Raw genomic sequence first — 20,524 nt, 5'->3', positions numbered from 1 at the left:
AAAATATTTGAATTAAAATAAAAGTCCTGATGAAAGTCAGGACTTTTTTATTTTCTATCTATTTCTCCAAAAGAAAGGCGTTAATAAAATTAAAACCGTAAATAATTCTAAACGACCAATTAACATTAAAAACGCACACCACCATTTTCCGGGCGCTGGCAAAGCATCAAAATTATTTACTGGACTTAACGCACCAAATGCCGGACCGATATTCCCTAACGAGGAAGCCGCTCCACCTATAGCTGTAGGAAAATCTAGCCCTAAATAAGCTAATACAATGGCGCCAATAATAAACGCGAGCATATAAAGGATAAAAAAGCCAAGAATATTAAATACAATATTTTCACGAATCATTTTTCCGTTGAAACGAACCGGTAATATCGCGTTAGGATGTAGCGCTCTTTTAAATTCCGTAATTCCGTTTCGAATCATAATAATATGACGTACAACTTTTACACCTCCAGCGGTTGAACCTGCAGAACCGCCGAGAAAAAACATTCCGAAGAAAAAAATCGTTAAAAAGGGTGTCCACATAGTGAAATCGGCAGAAACAAAACCTGTAGTTGTAATGACCGACAATACTTGAAAAAGTGCATGCCGAAAGGCACTTTCAGCTTCTCCTAAAACCATCGGGTGTTTTATCGAACTTAATCCTACATCGGCTTCAAAATAAATTAATAGCGAAGCGATTACAGTAAAAGAACCTATAAAAATTGCGTACCATTTAAATTCTTCATCTCTCAATAGGCGACCAAATTTTCCTTTAAAAGCAAAATAACTCATCACAAAATTCATTCCCGCTAAAAACATAAAGAGAATGATAATGTATTGTATTAATGGCTGATCATTCCAATACGCAATACTCGCATTTTTAGTTGAAAAACCGCCCGTAGAAAGTGTGCTTAACGCATGATTTACCGCATCGAAAAAATCCATTCCGGCGACTTTCAATAAAATTGTTTCAGCAAAAGTATAACCTACATAAATAAACCATAATCTTTTTGCGGTATCGGCAATTCTCGGTTTTAATTTATCTGCACTTGGTCCCGGAGCTTCGGCGGCGAAAAGTTGCATACCACCTATTCCTAACATTGGTAAAATTGCAACAGCTAGAACGATAATTCCCATTCCGCCAATCCAATGGGTTAAGCTTCTCCACAATAAAATTCCTTTGGGAATAACTTCAATATCGTTTAGAATAGTTGCGCCGGTTGTAGTGTAACCCGACATGGTTTCAAAAAAAGCATCGGTTACTTCAGGAATTGCTTCAGAAAATAAATACGGAAGCATTCCGCTTACCGCCATAAAAATCCACCCTAATGAAACGATAAGATAACCTTCGCGTTGCTTCATTAGTTTTTGGTGATTTCGCGTCACAAACATTAATAAAACTCCAGAAAACATGGTAGTTAACGAAGCTGCTGTAATTTGCATTGTTACGCCATCTTGGTAATACCAACTAACTAAAGCCGCAATAAGCATAAAACCGCCATTACAAAGTAACAGCAATCCCATAATATGAATAATGATGCGAAAATTTAGTTTGGGCATTATAAAAAGAGTTTTTCAACTTTTCTGATAGATCGCGGAAGACAACAAACCACCACGCGATCGCCAGGTTGAATTAAAAAATCACCTAATGCGATTACTCCTTCTCCTTCTCGAATAACTCCACCGATAATTGCAGAACGCGGTAAATCTATATTGATAATTTTTTTGTTGGCAACTTTAGAATTTTTATGGACGATAAACTCTAAAAGTTCAGCATTCATATTATTTAGTTTTGTCATCGCTACAACGTCACCTTTTCTGATGTAACGAAAAATATTATTTGCCGCGAGTAATTTTTTGTTGATAAGCGTATTAATCCCGATAGAATGACTTAACTGAAAATAGTCCATATTTTCTACCAACGAAATGGTTTTTCGAACACTTTTCGATTTTGCTACCAAACAGGAAATAATGTTTGTTTCAGAATTTCCCGTAAGCGCGATAAACGCATCCATGTCATGAATGTTCTCTTCTTCCATGAGTTCAACATTTCTTCCGTCGCCATTAATTACCAACACTTTTGGAAGTTCATCAGCAAGTTCGTAGGCTTTCTCACGATCGGTTTCAATAAGTTTTACATTGAATTTCGCTTCGCTTAAATCTTTTGCAGTTCGTCGACCGATTTTACTTCCGCCGAGAATCATTACGGTTTTTATTTCCTGCTTAACTTTTCCGGTAAGTTTATATAATTCTTCTACACCATCTTCCGTAGTAATAAAATACACTTGGTCGCCTTCTTTAAACTGCGTATCTCCGCGGGGAATTAACGTGTATTGTGTTCCATATCGTTGAATTGCGATCGGCACAAAATGAAGTTCGGGGAAAATTTCAGCAGCTTCTTGAACAGTTTTCCGAACAAAAGAAGCATTTCTAGAAAGTTTAAAACCTACCATTGTTAACGCTCCTTCATCAAACTGAAAGGTATCGTTAAACGCAGATTGATTCAGTAAAAGTTCAATTTCTTTTGCCGCTAAAGCTTCAGGAGAAATTAATTCATCTATCCCAAATTTTTTAAAGCCAATCTCACTTTTATGTTCAAGAAATTCGGTATTAGAAATTCTGGCAACCGTTCTTTTTGCGCCTAATTGTTTAGCTAAAACACAAACGGTAATATTAGTGGTTTCGCTAGAAGTTACACTAATCACGAGGTCTGAGCCTTTAACTTGAGAATCGTTCAGAATTTTTATAGAAGTTGCGTCGCCTTTTATAGTTTGGATATCTAAATGCGTATCGGCATACTCAAGATTTTTCTTATTATTATCTATTAAGGTAATATCTTGAGATTCAAAAGAAAGTAATTTTGCTAAATGAAAACCGACTTCACCAGCGCCCGCAATAATAATCTTCATAATAAAGATGAAATTTTCAACAGCGACAAAGATAGGTTATTTTAATAGAATTAGATAAGTAACTAAACTGCAATTTTTTAGCTCTAAATCTAGAATCTAGACTATAAAATGTATCTTTGCGAAAAATTTTGCAATGGCGAAAAAGGTTATTCCTTACAAAGACTCTAAGCTTACAAAGAAGAAGCAAGTAGAGCAAATGTTCGATAATATTTCTGAAAATTACGACGGCTTAAACCGTGTAATTTCCTTTGGAATTGATACTTCTTGGCGAAAAAAAGTTATAAAATTAGTAACTGATACCTACCCGAAAAATGCGCTAGATATCGCTACTGGAACGGGAGATTTGGCGATTAGTTTAGCCGAAGCAGGAATTGAAGAAGTGGTCGGTTTAGATATTTCTCAAGGAATGCTGAATATCGGGAAAGAAAAAATCGCGAAAAAGAACCTTACAAAAAAAATTGAAATGGTTCAAGGAGATTCTGAAGCGTTACCATTTGGCGACAATACTTTTGATGCAATTACCGTAGCGTTTGGCGTTCGGAATTTCGAAAATCTTGAAAAAGGTTTAGCTGAAATTCGTCGCGTATTAAAACCTACCGGTGTTTTTGTGGTTTTAGAAACCTCGGTTCCTTCCAAAACTCCTTATAAACAAGGTTACAATTTATATTCAAAATTTATTCTTCCGGTAATTGGTAAGTTATTTTCAAAAGACAAAGTTGCTTACAAATATTTAAGTGATAGTGCTGCTGTTTTTCCATACGGAAAAAAGTTCAACAATATTTTACAAAAAGTTGGGTTTACTAGTATAGAAGATAAGCCACAAACGCTTGGCGTAGCAACAATTTATACAGCATCAAAATAAGTGTATGAAAAGAATATTTTTTATTTTAAGTTTTTTTATAACGCTGCAAGGTATTCACGCACAAGGATTTTTTAGAGACGGATCGAAAATTAGAAACCTAGATAATTTTGACAAACAACGTTGGTCTTGGGGTTATTTTTTAGGTACAAATATGTACGATTTTAAATTTGACTATAAAGATAGAACTCAAGATATTCTTGTTGAAAAAAGTATAGGTTTCAACGTCGGTTTAATAGGAAATTTACGAATTAACAATTATATAGATTTACGTTTAGAACCTGGGGTAATGTTTGCCAATAGAAATTTAACCTTTCCCGACATTCCTGAAGATAATTTTCGAGAAGTAAAATCTACTTACGTTCATGTTCCACTTTTAGTGAAATTTTCAACAAAGCGTTTAAATAACTTTAAACCTTTTGTAGTTGGCGGTGTTTCAACTTCTATTAACTTATCGAGTAATGAAGACAACCCAGACGATAACAGCGTTGGTGAATTTAGAATGAATACCAACACGTATTATTATGAAGTAGGCTTCGGAATAGATTTTTACCTCTTCTATTTTAAATTTACGCCTTCAATTCGAGCGATTTTCGCAATAAACGATGAATTAAAAAGAGACGTAGATCCGAATAGCCCATATACTGGAAATATTGATAAAATGGCAACGCGTGGAGTTTTCATCAATTTTACTTTTCAATAATTTTACAATTAACTATTTCGTTTAAATTCACTTAAAAGAATAGCGGTTGCGGTGGCTACATTTAAACTTTCAGTTTTTTGGTTTTCGCCAAACTGCGGAATGCTTATTTTTTGAGAAATTAAACGTTCGATTGCTGAAGAAATTCCGTTTGCTTCATTTCCTAAAACCACAATTCCTTTAGGAGAAAAAGATTTTTTGTAAATATTTTCGCCATTCATAAATGCGCCATAAACCGGTAAATTCGATTTTTCAATAAATGTTTTTAAATCGGTATAAATAATATTAACACGTGCAATTGAACCCATTGTTGCTTGCACTACTTTCGGGTTATAGCAATCTACCGTATCTTGAGAACAAATTAAATGAGAAACGCCAAACCAATCGCACAATCTAATAATGGTTCCTAAATTTCCCGGATCACGAATTCCATCTAAAGCAACTGCAAAATCTAAATCGGCAGAAATTGTATGCTGCGGAATTTTAAATAACGCGAGAGCAGTTTGCGGTGTAGAAAGATTCGATATTTTTTTTAATATTTCCGGCGAAATAATTTCCAGTTTATCTTTGGCGGTAAAAAACATATCAACTTCAGAAAAAATCATTTCCAATTCAAAATCAGATTTCAAAAGCTCTTTTATTACTTTTATTCCTTCAGCCACAAAAAGATTATTTTTATTGCGGTACTTTTTTTGCGATAGGCTGTTTATTAACTTTATTTGGCTTTTGCTAATCATAAAATGATGTATTTTTGACTCGAAAATTTTCCTATTTGAGAACTGTTGCTACAAAAATATCATTAATTCTTTTGGTAGGAATTATATTTGGATGTAATGCGGTAAAAAGAGTTGATGAAGATGAACATTTACTCGCAGAACATACAATTTTCGAGAACGATAAAGAAATTTCTAAAAAAGAAGTTTACGATCAACTCGCGCAACGGCCCAATGTAAAGTTGCCGCTTATTAATGTTCCGCTGCGATTGCATATTTACAACATCGCAAAACCCCAACCCGATTCTGCTTTTTACGCTTGGCTTCATCGAAAACCGAAACGAGAAGAACGACTCATAAATTTTTTATCTAAAAAACAAGTGGAACGTTTAGGGAACAGTTATGTAAGTTTTAATGAATTTTTAAAGGAAACCGGTGAAGCACCTGTTATTTTAAATGAAGAAAAAGCTGAAAAATCTGCCATACAATTAAAAGCTTGGTATTGGAATAATGGTTGGTTTAATGCTGAAACCGATTATAAAATCACGAAACAGGAAAACAAACACGCCACAGTAGATTATTTTGTAAACACGCATCAGCCTTATATTTTAGATTCAATTGAATCTCGAATTTCTTCAAAAGACGCAGATTCTATTTATCGAAAAAACCAAAAAGAAAGTTTAGTAATTTCTGGAGAACAATTTAAAACCGCCAATTTTGAAGATGAACGGGAACGCATTACAAGTCTTTTCAGAAATAACGGACTCTATCATTTTGAACAAGATTACATTTCTTTTGATGCCGATACCATAAACACTAATCACAAAGTAAATATTGATTTAGTAATTTCAGATCGCGAAATTCAGAAGCAAGATACAAGTTATACTGTTCCGTTTAAAATTCACTCAATAAGTGAAGTTAATATTTTTACCGATTACGAATACGCCAACCGAAACAGACCTTTAACAGATTCTGCACAAGTAAATAATTATAATTTGTACAGTTTCGATGAAATGAAATACCAACCTGAGGTAATTACCGATGCGGTTTTCATAAAAAAAGGAAACGTTTACCGAGATAAAGATCGCTCGCTTACCTATAAACGGATGGGCGAATTACGCACATTTAAATACCCGACAATTCAATATATGCCAGATCCTCGGGATACAACGGGAACAAAATTAATTAGTAATATTTTTTTAACGCCAAAACCAAAATTTGGAGTCACTTATAATTTTGATGTTTCGCGGAGTAATATTCAAGATTTCGGAATTGGTTTTGGAGGTTCACTTTTAATTAGAAATGTATTTGGCGGCGCCGAAATTTTTGAAGTCGCAGGACGTACGAGTATTGGTTCATCAAAAGATGCAGCCGATAGCGAAGACCGTTTTTTTAATATTTCTGAAGTTGGAGCCGATGTAAACTTAACTTTTCCTGAAATTGCATTCCTATTTAATACCGACGGAATAATTCCTAAATCGATGTCGCCGTTTACCACATTAAGTGTAGGAGTTAGCACGCAAAATAATATTGGGTTAGACAAACAAAACGTTACCGGAAAATATTCGTATCGCTGGTATCCTTCAGATGAGTTAACGCATCGTTTTGAATTATTGGATTTACAATACGTGCGAAACCTCAACTCCGGAAATTATTTTAATGTTTACCGAAATTCTTACAGTAGACTAAATGAAGTTGCACAAAATAATCGTGATCAAGTAAATCCTAATTATTTCGAAGCGCCAGATCCTTCGAGTACCGATGAACCCGATTTATCAATTCCCTCGGGAACAAAAGCATTTATTAATGATTTCAATAACAATACTTTTTCCTTAAGCCGCGAAGAAAATAGAATTACAAGAAATATAATTGAACGTCGAAATAGACTTACGGAAGACAACCTTATTGTCGCTTCAAATTTTAATTTTATAAAAAACACGAGAGAAAATATTTATGATGAAGAATTCTCTCAATTCCGATTTAAAATTGAAGGCGCCGGAAATACCTTATCGCTATTAGCTCCCTTATTAAATCTTGAAAAAAACAGTCAAGGAAATTATAACTTATTCGGTGTACAATTTTCTCAATACGTGAAACTGGAAACCGATTTTATAAAACATTGGGATTTAGGACAAAAAAACATTTTTGCCATTCGAGCATTAGGCGGAATTGCAGTTCCCTACGGAAATTCTAACAGTATTCCATTTGCGCGTAGTTTTTTTGCAGGCGGTGCAAATGACAATCGCGGTTGGCAAGCTTACGATTTAGGTCCCGGAAGCAGCGGTGGCGTGAACGAATTTAATGAAGCGAATATGAAAATTACTTTTAACACCGAATACCGCTTCAATCTTTTTGGTGCGCTAAATAGTGCTGTTTTTATAGATGTAGGAAATATTTGGAACATTTGGGATAACGTAGAAGATGAAGCTTCCGTTTTTTCATCATTTTCAGATTTAAAAGAATTATCTATTAGTTCTGGTTTTGGTTTGCGCTACGATCTCGATTTTTTTGTTATTCGCTTAGATGTAGGCTTTAAAACCTATAATCCTGCTGCTTCAGACAAACAATGGTTCAGAAATTATAACTTCGGAAACGCTGTTTATAATGTTGGTATTAATTATCCCTTCTAAGCAGTTTTATTTTATTAATTTTGTAACCTAAATATTAAATTCAGAGCATGAGTCACAATATAAAACCCGGCGTAGCTACCGGAAAGGAAGTTCAAGAAATTTTCAACCACGCAAAAGAAAATAATTATGCTTTACCGGCAGTAAACGTAGTGGGTTCAGATAGTATAAATGCTGTTTTAGAAACCGCTGCAGAATTAAATTCACCTGTAATAATTCAGTTTTCAAACGGTGGCGCTAATTTTAACGCAGGAAAAGGCTTAGATAATACAAATCAAAAAGCAGCAATTTTAGGCGGTGTTGCAGGAGCAAAACACATTCATACGTTAGCTGAAGCTTACGGAGCTACTGTAATTTTGCATACAGACCATTGCGCGAAAAAATTATTACCGTGGATTGATGGCTTATTAACTGAAGGAGAAAAATATTTTAAAGAAACTGGAAAACCACTTTACAGTTCACATATGATTGATTTAAGTGAAGAACCGCTTGAAGAAAACATCGAAATCTGTAAAGAATATTTAGCTCGCATGAGCAAAATGGGGATGACGTTAGAAATAGAGTTAGGAATTACCGGTGGTGAAGAAGATGGCGTAGATAATACCGATGTAGATTCTTCTAAACTTTACACGCAACCCGAAGAAGTAGCTTACGCTTATGAAGAATTAAGTAAAGTAAGCGATCAGTTTACCATTGCGGCAGCTTTTGGAAATGTTCACGGGGTTTATAAACCCGGAAATGTAAAATTAACTCCAAAAATTCTAAAAAATTCTCAGGAATATATTACTGAAAAATATGGCGTAGAACATAATCATATCGATTTTGTTTTTCACGGCGGGAGCGGTTCTACCGTAGAAGAAATTCGCGAAGCAATTGGCTATGGCGTTATTAAAATGAATATCGACACCGATTTGCAATATGCGTTTTTAGAAGGTGTTCGCGATTATATGAAAGAATATAAAGATTATTTAGAAACCCAGATCGGGAATCCCGATGGTGAAGACGCACCGAATAAAAAATATTACGATCCAAGAAAATGGTTACGAGAAGGTGAACAAACTTTTAAAGCAAGATTAAAGAAAGCTTTTGAAGATCTTAACAACGTAAACACTTTATAATTTTCTCGTATTTACTTATCAATTAGTATTATTAAACACCACATATTATGGCTGCTTGGTTTAAAAGAACAAAAAAAGGAATACAAACTGCAACGGAAGATAAAAAAGATGTACCTAAAGGTTTATGGTACAAATCACCTACAGGAAAAATTGTTGATGCAGAACAATTAGAAAAAAACTTTTACGTAAGCCCTGAAGATGGTTATCACGTAAGAATTGGGAGCAACGAGTATTTCGAAATTTTATTCGACGATAACAAGTACAAAGAGCTTGATAAAAATTTATCAGCTAAAGATCCGCTTAAATTCGAAGATAAAAAGAAATATCCAGATCGTTTAAAAGAAGCGCAAGATAAAACAGGTTTAAAAGACGCTATTAGAACTGCGGTAGGAAAATCGAAAGGAAAAGAGTTAGTGATCGCCTGTATGGATTTTAGATTTATCGGAGGTTCTATGGGTTCTGTAGTTGGTGAAAAAATTGCCCGTGCTGCAGATTATTCCTTGAAGAATAAAGTTCCATTTATGATTATTTCAAAATCTGGAGGTGCCAGAATGATGGAAGCTGTACTTTCCTTAATGCAATTGGCTAAAACTTCCGTAAAATTAGCACAATTAAGCGATGCGGGAATTCCGTATATTTCGTTATGTACAGATCCAACAACCGGAGGGACAACCGCTTCTTTTGCTATGTTAGGCGATATTAATATTTCTGAACCTGGAGCTTTAATTGGTTTTGCGGGTCCTCGTGTAGTTCGTGACACCACCGGAAAAGAATTACCTGATGGTTTCCAAACAGCAGAATTTTTAGAAGAACACGGCTTTTTAGATTTTATTACGCCTAGAAAAGAATTGAAAAATAAAGTAAATCTTTATTTAGATCTTATTCAAAATCAAGAATTAAGAGCTTAAAATAAGTAAGTTTACACCTATTCAACTATAAAATAAGCTGCAGACAGCAGCTTATTTTATATTACTTGTAATTTAAAAATAGTTGATTGGACACTACTAATTTATTTTTTTCTTTAGAAAAATAGTGACGCCCAATCCCAAAAAATCACCGGTCATTTTAAAATTTCCGCGCGTGGGTTTTGACTCCTCCAAATTACCGAACTGATACTCCCCTTTTAAATAGGGAACTAAAGATTTTTTATAGACAAATCCAATTTGATACAATACTTTTTCAGAGATAATATAAAGGCCCGGACCAATTCGTAAACTTGGATAAATAAAGAAACCAGAAGTATTCTCGTATAATACAAAAACTTGTCGTTCTTCCTTCAAAAATTCATCCCCATAACTATAAGATAATTCTGTACCTCCTTTACTTATTAAGGTAAAATCAAATCCCCCATTAGTATAGAAAAAGAGACTATTACCCAATTGAATTTTTTTCTCAGTTAATATAGGGATAGTAAATAATAATTTCCCATAATTCTTTGGTCACTAAGTAAAATAAGTATAGCCATAATTTTCCGGTAAATCTCTCTCTAAAATACCAAATCTCAAATTATAGAAAGGAGCTAAATCCAGATAAATACCTGAACGAAAAATCCATTCCTTTTGGTGATTAAAAATATATTCAAAACCAATTCGACCAGTCAAAACTGGTTGACTTTCTAAGTCATAAGAACCAAATTGCCGTTCAACAACTCCAGCACGGTAAAGCGTTCCGCTTAAATGATAACCCCAATGTTTAAATCCTTTAAATTTAGGAAGGTCGTTGCGTGGGGATTGAGCCCAAGTAACCTGAAAAAAAATAGCAAGCAAAATACTTACCCTTAGCTTAAGACCTCCTACCACGATAATATTTTAATTGAATTGGAAAATTATGGGTTTCTTCAAATGCTATTAAAAGAGCTTGTGAGTTAAAACCACTTCTTTCTTCTATATTATTCAATTCTTCTTCGTCGAGATAATTGTATTCTTCCATAAAATCATCTTCATGCGTCTCAACTTGTGCTTCTAGCATTTGAACATTTGTCTCATATTCTTCAATCGATGGGAAAGACATCATAGTAACGGTTTGGGTTGAATTTACTATTGCAGAAGAAAAGTTATTTCCAGTATTTAAATTAAAAGTAACCAATTTCACCGAATTTGGGCTTAAATTAAATTCAAATGCCGATTCATCATTTGCCTCCAATTCATCTTCCCTAGAACAGGAAATAAAAACAATTGTAAACATAAACAAGCTCATTCCAAATTTTAAAACATTTTTCATAATTAAAACAGTAATAAATATTAATTACCAAAAACCACGAATTAAGGTCACTATGATTTGGCTTGCAGATTCTCTGCTTAACGCCCTACTTATTTTTAATTTAAATTTTAAAGGTTTTTAAATGAATAAAACCCCTAAGCGGAACTGCACGAAACCAAAAAATAAGTTAAAATAAAAAATTTGTTAAATATATATAATATATCACTACAAAAAGCATAAAGTGTAAATTATTAACAAAAAATAAAGTAAATTTTTATTTATACCTTATTCAAAATCAAGAATTAAGAGCTTAACAAAGAATTATAAATCATAAGAAAAAAAGGCTATCTAATAAGGTAGATAGCCTTTTTTATTTTTGTTTAAAATGAAATTAAGCCTAAAAGATTTAATGATATTGTAAAAATAGTATTTTCTAAACTTGAGAAAGTCTCACCATAGCGTGGGCAAAGAAGTTTACACCAGTAAAAAAATCAATAAATTTTGATAACAATAGAACTAATTTGCTCGAAGATTCTTAATTTCTTCTCTTAAAAAAGCTATTTCTTTGTCTTTATCGTCTATTATTTTTTCATAAAGTGCTCTGGTAGTGATATATAAACCTTCAATTACTTTTTGATCAAGGTCGTCTTCTGTGTCTAATAATGTGATGGTCTTTTTAGTATGTTCTACGAGCAAATCGTGCATACTAACTTCTAAGATATCGGCAATGGCTTTTAATCGCTGGGTTGAAATATTTATTAACTCATTTTCTATTTTCGCATAATTACTTTGCGAAATGTACAGTTGCATTGCCATATATTCTTGTGAATAGCCTAACTCTTGCCTAAATTTCCTGATACATTTGCCAGTTCCAGTCATTATATAACTAATTTCAGTTACTAAGTTACTATTTTTGATTTAAAAAAAATCATTTTTATACAGTTTTAAGAATATGTTTGCTGGAATATTAATTTAAAACAATTTTTAAAATGAAAACAAAATTTTTAATTATTTTAGCTGTTATTGGTTTATTAATTGGTTGTTCAAAGGATGAAAGTCCGTTTACAGAAAACCCTGAAAACTCAATAATACTTGAAAATGAAGAAAGTCTTAATTCTTCAAACATTACTTATTCTACGACCTCTCAATGGGAATTAGCCGCAAATCCATCAAACCCATTAGATTACGTAGGAGCAGAACACAACCAAGCTCTTGAGAGTTTTAGAAACAATATCTATGTTACAGAATCTTTAGATGATGTTTATAAAGTAGTAGAAATTCATTTTAATGAAAAATATCCTGAATCCGGCAATTTTGCTTCTGTAGATTTTCTTGAACCCGTTATTAATGAAGCCATGAATGATTACGAAAATGGTTTTGAAGATTATATTGAGCAATTAGAAATTTCTTCTCTTCAAAAGTCAAAACTTGTAGAAATATTTTCTATAATAGATAATTATGATGGTTATAACGCTGAATCATTAATTAATGAAATAAAAAATGTAGAAAATGAAATGTTAAGGATACCATTAGAAGAAAAGTCTGTTGTTTTAATTGCTGGATCAGTAAGCAGGTTTTCTATGTTGTATTGGGATGCTCAATACCCTGTTACTCAAGGATGGAAATTAAGAAAGTGGCTTACAGTTACTGCTGATGTAATAGGTGGTGTAGCAGGAGCAGTTGCAGGAAGTTCAACAGTTATTGGTGGTATAGCAGGCGGTATTAAAGGTGCAGGTGCTGCGAGTGCCGCATTTGATAAAGCATGGGACGTATTGTCAAAATAAAATAAGTATTAAATACTATGAAAAAAATCCTTATTCCTTTTTTTTTGAGTTTGACGGTTTTTGCTCAGGACGAAAACAGCAAGAAATCCGAAAACGGTACTGTAGCACTTACTGCAAATGCGGGTTTAGCTTTGGCAGATGATCATTATGGTCAAGCTTTTAATTTTGAAGTAACCAAAAGTTTTCAGGATAGTAGCCTAACCTTAGGTTTAAACTTTAGCTATGCTGATATTCAAAGAGAAAACGAAACAGATTACAATATTTTTAAATACGCGTTGTTAGCAGGGACAGAATTTGCTAAAAGCAAGACCTTTAAATTTAATATAATTTACGGTCTTTCATTATTACAATTTGAAAATTATGATAAGGAAGATACTGCTATAGGTGTAGATGCAGGTATATCAATGTCTTATAATTTAACAGGCCCACTTTATTTTAATTTAGGTGCTGCAACAACTTTTAATAAAGAAACCAACATTTTTATGCAGTCTTTTCTTGGGTTCAAGGTTGTCTTTTAAAAAAACATTAATTTAAGAAGGCTGCTCTTTTAAGGTAGCCTTTTTTTAGTTTAACCTTTATCAATCCAAAAGTAAATTACTTTTTATCGTTTTTATGATCATCCTGAACTACCTCATCACGATAACGACAACAGGGATGAACACTATTATAAGCTTCATCTGTTGCTATCATATCTTCCACATCGTGACCAACCGCTATAATACTTTTTTTAATATCTTCTAAACTGGTTTTTTTCTGGTTATAAATTAGTTTTAATTCGTGTGTTTCAACATTCCAGTCGGCTATTTTTACTCCTTTTGCCTTTATACTTGCTTTTTCTATTCGCTCTTTACACATTTGGCAAACGCCATCTACTTGTAAAGTGGCTTTAGCATTTCTATTTTGAGCTGCACAGAATGTTGTGGTTAATACAAATATGAATAAGAATAAATTTTTCATTTTTTAAATTTATAAGTTAAAATTAATTAATTCGATACCGTAAACCGGCATAATATAAACTTCCAAAAATTGGACCGTATACGAATGTACTATCAAAATTTGAACCAAATGGATTTTCAGCTCCTAAAATCGGGTTAGATTGCCGAACATTTGTAATGTTTTCTCCTCCAATATAAACTTCAAATTTTGGTGAAAAAACCTTCGTAATCTGAGCATTTACTGTATTTACTTCAGGTGAATATTCTCCTAATTGATATTGTGGAGCATTACTTGCTGTTGATGCAAAACGTTGTTTACCCAGCCAATTATAAGTGACATCAAATTTCCAGCGACTATTATTTTTTACAGGTGTTGCATAAGAAGCATTTGCGAAAAAACGATGTTGTGCTGTTAGGGGTTTTATTTTTTCTCCGGTTTGATATTTAGTTTTTACATTATAATATTTATAGGCAAGACGGGTATCAAATCCTTTTAGAAGATTATAATTCAATTCAGTCTGAAAGCTATTGGCAAAACTTTCATTTTTTAAATTATAAAAGCTGATTTCTCTTGGGTTTTCCCAATCTACCACCACTTGGTTTTGAAAATCTGTTCGGTAAAAATCAAAGGCTATATCTCCTTTTTGTCCGAATAAATTAAAACCTTGCAGGTATGAAACACCGTAATTCCATGCAATTTCAGGATCTAAACCGTAAATTTCACCTTCATTACTTTCCACAATATTAATTGTTCTTGCGGTAGCAAATAAATTCTGATTTTCAGCAAAAATATTAGCCGAACGTTTTCCGCGACCAAAAGAAGCTCTAAAAGCAGATTTTCCCCAAGGTGTATAACGCATGTGAAATCTTGGTGTTACAAATAATCCTAACCGATTGTGATTATCTATTCTAGCTCCCGCAGTTAAATTTAGTTTTTCCAAGTTATCAAATTGATATTCAAAAAATCCTCCCACAGAATTATCTATTCGTTCAAAATTCTGCGTTTGCAACAATTCATCATAAGCATCGTATGTAAAACTAATTCCGGTTTTAATTTTATGTCTAGAGTCGCTAATGATAGAATTGTAAATAAGATTAGAATACACACTATTGTGTTCAATATTATATCTTCTTAATCCGAAATAAGAATCTTGTTGATGACCACTTACTGCAAATTGAACACCTAAAGTTTGCCACGGTAAATCTGGATTTACATAACCTAATTTCCCGGAAATATCGTAGCGTCTGGTTTCTATCTCGCTTCCCCAAGTATTTGTTGTTAATTTATCGGTTTCTGGATCAAAATTTAATTCGCCTGTTTGTTTATAATCATCTAAAAAACGAAGATTAATAAAGCCCACTAAACCATTTTCATTATCGGTATACTGCCAACGATTCATTACATTTATTTGTTCGTACAAAGGCATATCTAGAAAACCATCATTATTTACATCGTGTTTTTCTTGATGCATATTTCCATGTACATATAAACCTGTACTCCACTTTTTACTAACATTGGTATTGTAATGTACATTTCCTTCTACTCTCGTGCTGCTAGCGCCATATAAGTTAACAAAAAGCTTATCATCTTTTAAGGGCTTTTGAAGTTCTGCATTAATTTGCCCGGCAATACTTTCGTAACCATTTACTACGCTTCCGGCGCCTTTAGTGATTTGTATACTTTCTACCCAAGTTCCCGGTGTAAACGATAACCCATAAGCTTGCGCAGCACCGCGGACTGTTGGAATATTTTCCATCGCTATTAAAATGTACGGACTTGTTAAGCCTAACATTTTTATTTGACGTGTTCCTGAAATGGCATCTGCAAAGTTTACATCAATAGAGGGATTGGTTTCAAAACTTTCCGACAAATTACAGCAAGCTGCTTTTAATAATTCATCGCTACTAACGTTTATTGTATTTTGTGCCTCAAGATAAGAACGAGAAGTAGCTTGTTTTCGTGAGACTACTTTCACCTCATCTAACGAACTTTTTGGCGTTAACTTATGGATTATTTTTTTAGAAGGATTTTTTACACTTATCGTATCGGTTTCAAATCCTACATAACTAATCACCAATTTCTGATAATCTTTTTTATAAGGAATTGAAAATTTTCCGTCAAAATCGGTTACCGTTCCCACATCGGTATTTAACCAATAAACATTGGCTCCTAATAAAGGTAAGGATTTATTTTCGTCATTTTTTTCGAATAGGGTTCCTTCAACTTTTTCTTGTGAAAAACTCATTAAAGAAACACTAAGAAATAATATATTAAAAAGGTATTTCATATTCAATGTTTATAAAATATTGTTGAACTGAATTGTATAGCACTGCAACAATTCTTTCAAATAAATCATACTAATCATCTACAAAAAGTAAATGCAAACATTAAATAAGAAAGACTTGATAATACTGAAGTAAATTCTTTTGAGAAAGTAAAGGCGGCTCGTAGAGAACAAGTTTTTTTTCTTGATTATTTTTTCTCAAAAAACCACTAAAAACTTGGGTTGCAGTTATTACCTGCTTTTTGTGAAGTTTTATTTTTTCAGACCCATATTTTTTAAGGCCTAAATTTTCGTGTCCATAAATAACATCACTAGTTTTTTTACAACAATTTTCAGCAACTTTTTGTGAGTGTTCTTTTTCAGCATGCAGAGTTGTGCAAGTTGTTTTTTTGCATTGTTTTAATTCCACAAAAATACTCGTCTCTATTAGAGAGTCACCACAAAAGCGCTTATTAACTGTAAATGAACTTGTAGAGACAAGCACACAAACAGCCAAAATTGAAACTAAAACAGTACGTAGCCAATTATTTTTCACGGGGTAAAAGTAATAAATAAATACAACTGTTTAAAATGCTAATCTTATTATTTATAACTTGCTAGCCATAAAAAATGTAACTTATTTAAAGTAATAATTAGAAAAATAAATACTATATTTGCCGCTCGATAGAAAAACTATCTATACATAATAATCATTGAAATAATATTGGAATGTATTTAACAAAAGAAGAAAAAGAACAATTGTTCGAAAAACACGGTAAAGGTAAAAACGATACCGGTTCAGCAGAAGGGCAAATCGCATTATTTACAAAACGAATTGCACACATTTCTGATCACTTAAAAAACAATAAAAAAGACTTCAATTCAGAAAGATCTCTTGTAGCTCTAGTAGGAAAAAGAAGAAGCCTTCTTGATTATCTTATGAAAAAAGACATTATAAGATATCGTGAGATTGTAAAAGAATTAGGATTAAGAAAATAAGAAATTAGGGGCTTTTATGCCCCTTTTTTTTGTTATAAATGTCACCCTTAGCAAAAGGGTAGTTTTTCATTGGTCACCTACAACACTACACAACAACACAACGACCATTGTTTAATTAGATTAAAAAAATTATGATTCCACAAACATTTAAAGAGGTTATCGATTTAGGAGATGGAAGAACCATTTCACTCGAAACCGGAAAATTAGCAAAACAAGCCCACGGGTCTGTTGTTGTACAAATGGGTGACGCTATGTTGCTTTGTACGGTTGTATCTTCTTACAAACCGAGCACGATGGATTTCTTTCCATTAACGGTAGATTACCGCGAAAAATTTGCTGCAGCAGGAAGATATCCTGGCGGATTTTTTAAGAGAGAAGCCAGACCAAGTAACGAAGAAATTTTAACCATGCGTTTGGTAGACCGTGTTTTGCGTCCACTTTTTCCAAGCGATTACAGGTTCGAAACACAAGTAATGATTCAGCTAATGTCGCATGATGATGAAGTTATGCCAGACGCTTTAGCCGGGTTAGCCGCTTCAGCAGCAATTCAGTTATCAGATATTCCATTTGAATATCCTATTTCTGAAGTTCGTGTAGCACGCGTAAATGGTGAATTCATTATTAATCCTAGTCGTTCGCAAGTAGAAGAAGCCGATATCGATATGATGGTTGGTGCTTCAGAAGATAGTGTTTCTATGGTTGAAGGAGAAATGGATGAAATTTCTGAAGAAGAAATGGCAGAAGCTATCAAGTTTGCTCACGAAGCGATTAAAAAGCAATGTGAAGCTCAACGTAAATTAGCAGAAGCTTTCGGAAAAAAAGAAACACGTGAATACGAAAAAGAACGTAATGATGAAGCTATTGAACAAAAAGTACATGAAGCTGCTTATCAAAAAGTTTATGACATCGCTAAAGGCGGTCACGGAAAAAAAGAACGCAGCGACGCTTTTTCAAATTTAAAAGAAGAAGTACAAGCTTTATTTTCAGAAGAAGAATTAGAAGAAAATGGCGACTTAGTTAAAAAATATTACGCAAAAACTCAAAAAGCAGCCATTCGCGACTTAACTTTAAAAGAAGGAATTCGTCTAGATGGAAGAAAAACCGATGAAGTTCGTCCAATTTGGTGCGAAGTAGATTATTTACCTTCTACACACGGTTCTTCAATTTTCACAAGAGGAGAAACACAAGCTTTAGCAACCGTAACTTTAGGAACTTCAAGAGAAGCCAATCAAGTAGATTTACCAACTTACCAAGGTGAGGAAACATTTTATTTACACTACAACTTCCCTCCTTTTTCAACTGGAGAAGCTTACCCAATTAGAGGAACTTCAAGAAGAGAAATTGGTCACGGAAACTTAGCGCAACGTGCGTTAAAAGGAATGATTCCAGAAGATTGTCCTTATACTGTTCGTGTAGTTTCAGAAGTATTAGAATCTAACGGTTCATCTTCCATGGCAACGGTTTGTGCAGGAACTATGGGATTAATGGATGCTGGTATTCAATTAAAAAAGCCGGTTTCTGGTATCGCGATGGGATTAATTTCTCAAGGTGATGATTATGCTGTTCTTTCTGATATTTTAGGAGATGAAGATGCTTTAGGAGATATGGACTTCAAAGTAACCGGTACCGAAGATGGAATTACCGCTTGCCAAATGGATATTAAAATTAAAGGACTTTCTTACGAAATTTTAGTAAACGCGCTAAAACAAGCAAGAGAAGGAAGACTCCATATTTTAGGAAAAATAACCGATACGATTGCTGAACCAAATAAGCAAGTTAAAGCCCACGCGCCAAAAATTATTACCAGAAGAATTCCTGGTGAATATATTGGAGCGCTTATTGGTCCTGGCGGAAAAGTAATTCAAGAATTACAGAAAACTACAGGAACCGAAATCGTAATTAATGAAGACCCTGAAACTGAACAAGGAATTGTAGAAATTTTAGGAACCAGTCAAGAAGGAATCGATAAAGTTCTTGCTAAAATAGATTCAATTACATTTAAGCCAGAAAAAGGAAGCGTTTACGAAGTAAAAGTAATTAAGCTTTTAGATTTTGGAGCCGTTGTAGAATATGTTGAAGCTCCAGGAAATGAAGTATTGTTACATATTTCTGAACTAGCTTGGGAACGCACAAATAATGTTACCGATGTTCTAAAGCTTGGTGATGTTATTGATGTTAAGTATTTTGGAGTAGATCCAAAAACTAGAAAAGAAAAAGTTTCTAGAAAAGCCTTACTTCCAAGACCACCAAGAGAAGACAAAAAAGATTCTTCTAAAGAAAATAATGATAAAAAAGAGTAGTTTTTTAAACTCTTTTAAATTTTCAAAAAAGCCCTGATTTATTTATCAGGGCTTTTTTTATTTCAACACATTAACAATTCTTTAACTGACAGACTTGCGAGAAGTTGACGCTTTGTCACATTTCTAAAAAATTACTAAAATCTCAAAAATCAGTATCCTATAGGTATTTTATTAAAAAAATGTAAAACACACAGCTAAAACACTTCATAATTGTTAAATTGTTGATTCACTAAAAACCAACAACTTTATAAGCTATTTCTGCATAGAACTTGCACCTTATAGAGTAGAAAAATTAAACTGATAATCAATAAATTGAAAAAATGAAAGTATTAGTTATTGGAGCAGGAAATATGGGATTAACCTATTCTGAAGGAATGGCCAAATCACCATTGCTTAGTAAACATAACCTAAGAATTTATGATACTGATCCAGAAAAAATTTTAGCCTTAGAAGAAGTTTCACATTTCGATGTATACGATAAGTTAGAAGATTGTTTACCAAATGCAGATGTTGTTTTCATCGCGGTAAAACCTTATCATAGTGACGATCTTTTTGAAGAATTAAAACCTATGATTAACGATCAACAAATATTTGTGTCGTTAATGGCAGGAGTAACCATAGACTCTATTAAAGAACGTCTTGGAGCTAAAAAAGTAGTACGAACGATGCCTAATCTCCCCGCACAAGTGGGTAAAGGCGTTACGTCTTATACTGAATCTGAAGACGTATCGAAAGTAGAATTAATTATGATTCGTAGTCTTTTAGATACAACAGGAGAATCTATTCACGTAGATGGTGAAAACTTTATCGATGCATCCACAGGAATCTCAGGAAGTGGACCCGCTTATGTATTTTATTTTATGCAATCTATGCTGGAAGCTGCCTTAAAAATGGGCTTCTCAGATTACGATTCTAAAGTTCTTGTAAGCAATACATTTGAAGGAGCGGTAGAATTATTTAATAAGTCTGACCTTTCTCCAGAATCTTGGATGGATCGTGTAGCCTCTAAAGGAGGAACCACAAGAGCCGCTTTAGACTCTATGGAAGATAACAACGTAAAAGAATTAATTAAAGATGCGGCTTACGCAGCATTTGACCGAGCAGTTGAGCTTGGAGAAAAATAAAT

The 20,524-nt window shown here is 33.4% G+C and carries 20 protein-coding genes; 10 read left to right on the top strand and 10 right to left on the bottom strand.

Features of this window, described 5'->3' with window-relative positions; genetic code table 11:
• Positions 1-54: 54 nt before the first annotated feature.
• Positions 55-1,551 (bottom strand): TrkH family potassium uptake protein, encoded by a 1,497-nt coding sequence (locus tag ACFFGL_RS03740; RefSeq protein WP_309728477.1) that lies wholly within the window; start codon positions 1,549-1,551, stop codon positions 55-57.
• Positions 1,551-2,900, bottom strand: coding sequence for a Trk system potassium transporter TrkA (gene trkA / locus ACFFGL_RS03735; protein WP_309728479.1), 1,350 nt, complete (start codon positions 2,898-2,900; stop codon positions 1,551-1,553). Before trkA ends, ACFFGL_RS03740 begins: the two co-directional genes overlap by 1 nt.
• A 133-nt stretch (positions 2,901-3,033) precedes the next feature.
• Here trkA and ubiE point away from each other — a divergent pair, with 133 nt between their 5' ends.
• Together ubiE and porT are read left to right on the top strand one after the other, a co-directional pair.
• Positions 3,034-3,762, top strand: a complete 729-nt coding sequence (gene ubiE / locus ACFFGL_RS03730) for a bifunctional demethylmenaquinone methyltransferase/2-methoxy-6-polyprenyl-1,4-benzoquinol methylase UbiE (protein ID WP_309728481.1) — start codon at positions 3,034-3,036, stop codon at positions 3,760-3,762.
• A 4-nt stretch (positions 3,763-3,766) separates the two neighbouring features.
• Positions 3,767-4,462, top strand: a complete 696-nt coding sequence (gene porT / locus ACFFGL_RS03725; protein WP_309728483.1) for a type IX secretion/gliding motility protein PorT/SprT — start codon at positions 3,767-3,769, stop codon at positions 4,460-4,462.
• Positions 4,463-4,470: 8 nt separating this feature from the next.
• On the opposite strand, the gene ACFFGL_RS03720 is transcribed toward porT, so the two are convergent.
• The gene (locus tag ACFFGL_RS03720) at positions 4,471-5,196 is read right to left on the bottom strand and encodes a TrmH family RNA methyltransferase (RefSeq protein WP_309728485.1); all 726 of its coding nucleotides are present in this window, start codon (positions 5,194-5,196) and stop codon (positions 4,471-4,473) included.
• 35 nt (positions 5,197-5,231) lie between these two features.
• On the opposite strand from ACFFGL_RS03720, the gene tamL reads away from it, so the two are divergent.
• The 3 genes from tamL to accD are packed head-to-tail and all read left to right on the top strand — an operon-like array spanning position 5,232 to position 9,825.
• On the top strand, positions 5,232-7,802 hold the full coding sequence (gene tamL, locus ACFFGL_RS03715; RefSeq protein WP_309728487.1) for a translocation and assembly module lipoprotein TamL: 2,571 nt from the start codon (positions 5,232-5,234) through the stop codon (positions 7,800-7,802).
• A 47-nt stretch (positions 7,803-7,849) separates the two neighbouring features.
• Positions 7,850-8,917, top strand: a complete 1,068-nt coding sequence (gene fbaA, locus ACFFGL_RS03710) for a class II fructose-bisphosphate aldolase (protein WP_309728489.1) — start codon at positions 7,850-7,852, stop codon at positions 8,915-8,917.
• 47 nt (positions 8,918-8,964) lie between these two features.
• A complete protein-coding gene (gene accD / locus ACFFGL_RS03705) occupies positions 8,965-9,825 on the top strand; it encodes an acetyl-CoA carboxylase, carboxyltransferase subunit beta (RefSeq protein ID WP_309728490.1) in 861 nt (286 codons plus the stop codon).
• Between the two features lie 96 nt (positions 9,826-9,921).
• On the opposite strand, the gene ACFFGL_RS03700 is transcribed toward accD, so the two are convergent.
• The 4 genes from ACFFGL_RS03700 to ACFFGL_RS03685 all read right to left on the bottom strand — a co-directional run bounded on the left by ACFFGL_RS03700 (position 9,922) and on the right by ACFFGL_RS03685 (position 11,995).
• A complete protein-coding gene (locus tag ACFFGL_RS03700) occupies positions 9,922-10,296 on the bottom strand; it encodes a hypothetical protein (protein WP_309728492.1) in 375 nt (124 codons plus the stop codon).
• 63 nt (positions 10,297-10,359) lie between these two features.
• Positions 10,360-10,716, bottom strand: a complete 357-nt coding sequence (locus tag ACFFGL_RS03695; RefSeq protein WP_309728494.1) for a hypothetical protein — start codon at positions 10,714-10,716, stop codon at positions 10,360-10,362.
• A complete protein-coding gene (locus tag ACFFGL_RS03690) occupies positions 10,700-11,137 on the bottom strand; it encodes a hypothetical protein (protein WP_309728496.1) in 438 nt (145 codons plus the stop codon). Before ACFFGL_RS03690 ends, ACFFGL_RS03695 begins: the two co-directional genes overlap by 17 nt.
• Before the next feature lie 495 nt (positions 11,138-11,632).
• Entirely contained in the window at positions 11,633-11,995 is a 363-nt protein-coding gene (locus tag ACFFGL_RS03685; RefSeq protein WP_309728497.1) for a helix-turn-helix domain-containing protein, read from the bottom strand.
• A gap of 110 nt (positions 11,996-12,105) precedes the next feature.
• Between ACFFGL_RS03685 and ACFFGL_RS03680 the strand changes: the two genes are divergently transcribed.
• Both ACFFGL_RS03680 and ACFFGL_RS03675 read left to right on the top strand, forming a co-directional pair.
• A complete protein-coding gene (locus tag ACFFGL_RS03680) occupies positions 12,106-12,900 on the top strand; it encodes a hypothetical protein (RefSeq protein ID WP_309728499.1) in 795 nt (264 codons plus the stop codon).
• Between the two features lie 17 nt (positions 12,901-12,917).
• Complete coding sequence (locus ACFFGL_RS03675; RefSeq protein ID WP_309728501.1) at positions 12,918-13,418, top strand: hypothetical protein; 501 nt, start codon at positions 12,918-12,920, stop codon at positions 13,416-13,418.
• A gap of 76 nt (positions 13,419-13,494) precedes the next feature.
• Here the strand turns inward: ACFFGL_RS03675 and ACFFGL_RS03670 are convergent, their stop codons facing one another.
• From ACFFGL_RS03670 to ACFFGL_RS03660, 3 genes are all read right to left on the bottom strand, one after another.
• Positions 13,495-13,857, bottom strand: coding sequence for a heavy-metal-associated domain-containing protein (locus ACFFGL_RS03670; protein WP_309728503.1), 363 nt, complete (start codon positions 13,855-13,857; stop codon positions 13,495-13,497).
• Positions 13,858-13,879: 22 nt separating this feature from the next.
• Complete coding sequence (locus tag ACFFGL_RS03665; RefSeq protein WP_309728504.1) at positions 13,880-16,123, bottom strand: TonB-dependent receptor; 2,244 nt, start codon at positions 16,121-16,123, stop codon at positions 13,880-13,882.
• A gap of 100 nt (positions 16,124-16,223) precedes the next feature.
• Positions 16,224-16,655: an HYC_CC_PP family protein gene (locus ACFFGL_RS03660; protein ID WP_309728506.1), complete on the bottom strand. Its 432-nt coding sequence runs from the start codon at positions 16,653-16,655 to the stop codon at positions 16,224-16,226.
• A 173-nt stretch (positions 16,656-16,828) separates the two neighbouring features.
• Here ACFFGL_RS03660 and rpsO point away from each other — a divergent pair, with 173 nt between their 5' ends.
• The 3 genes from rpsO (at position 16,829) to proC (ending at position 20,522) form a co-directional block, all read left to right on the top strand.
• Complete coding sequence (gene rpsO, locus ACFFGL_RS03655) at positions 16,829-17,098, top strand: 30S ribosomal protein S15 (protein WP_309728508.1); 270 nt, start codon at positions 16,829-16,831, stop codon at positions 17,096-17,098.
• Between the two features lie 131 nt (positions 17,099-17,229).
• Positions 17,230-19,398: a polyribonucleotide nucleotidyltransferase gene (locus ACFFGL_RS03650; RefSeq protein WP_309728510.1), complete on the top strand. Its 2,169-nt coding sequence runs from the start codon at positions 17,230-17,232 to the stop codon at positions 19,396-19,398.
• A gap of 320 nt (positions 19,399-19,718) precedes the next feature.
• A complete protein-coding gene (proC, locus tag ACFFGL_RS03645; RefSeq protein ID WP_309728511.1) occupies positions 19,719-20,522 on the top strand; it encodes a pyrroline-5-carboxylate reductase in 804 nt (267 codons plus the stop codon).
• Positions 20,523-20,524: the final 2 nt, after the last annotated feature.

The organism is Mesonia maritima, assembly GCF_042433895.1.
GTDB lineage: Bacteria > Bacteroidota > Bacteroidia > Flavobacteriales > Flavobacteriaceae > Mesonia > Mesonia maritima.
This window is presented reverse-complemented; position numbering and strand designations above follow the sequence as displayed.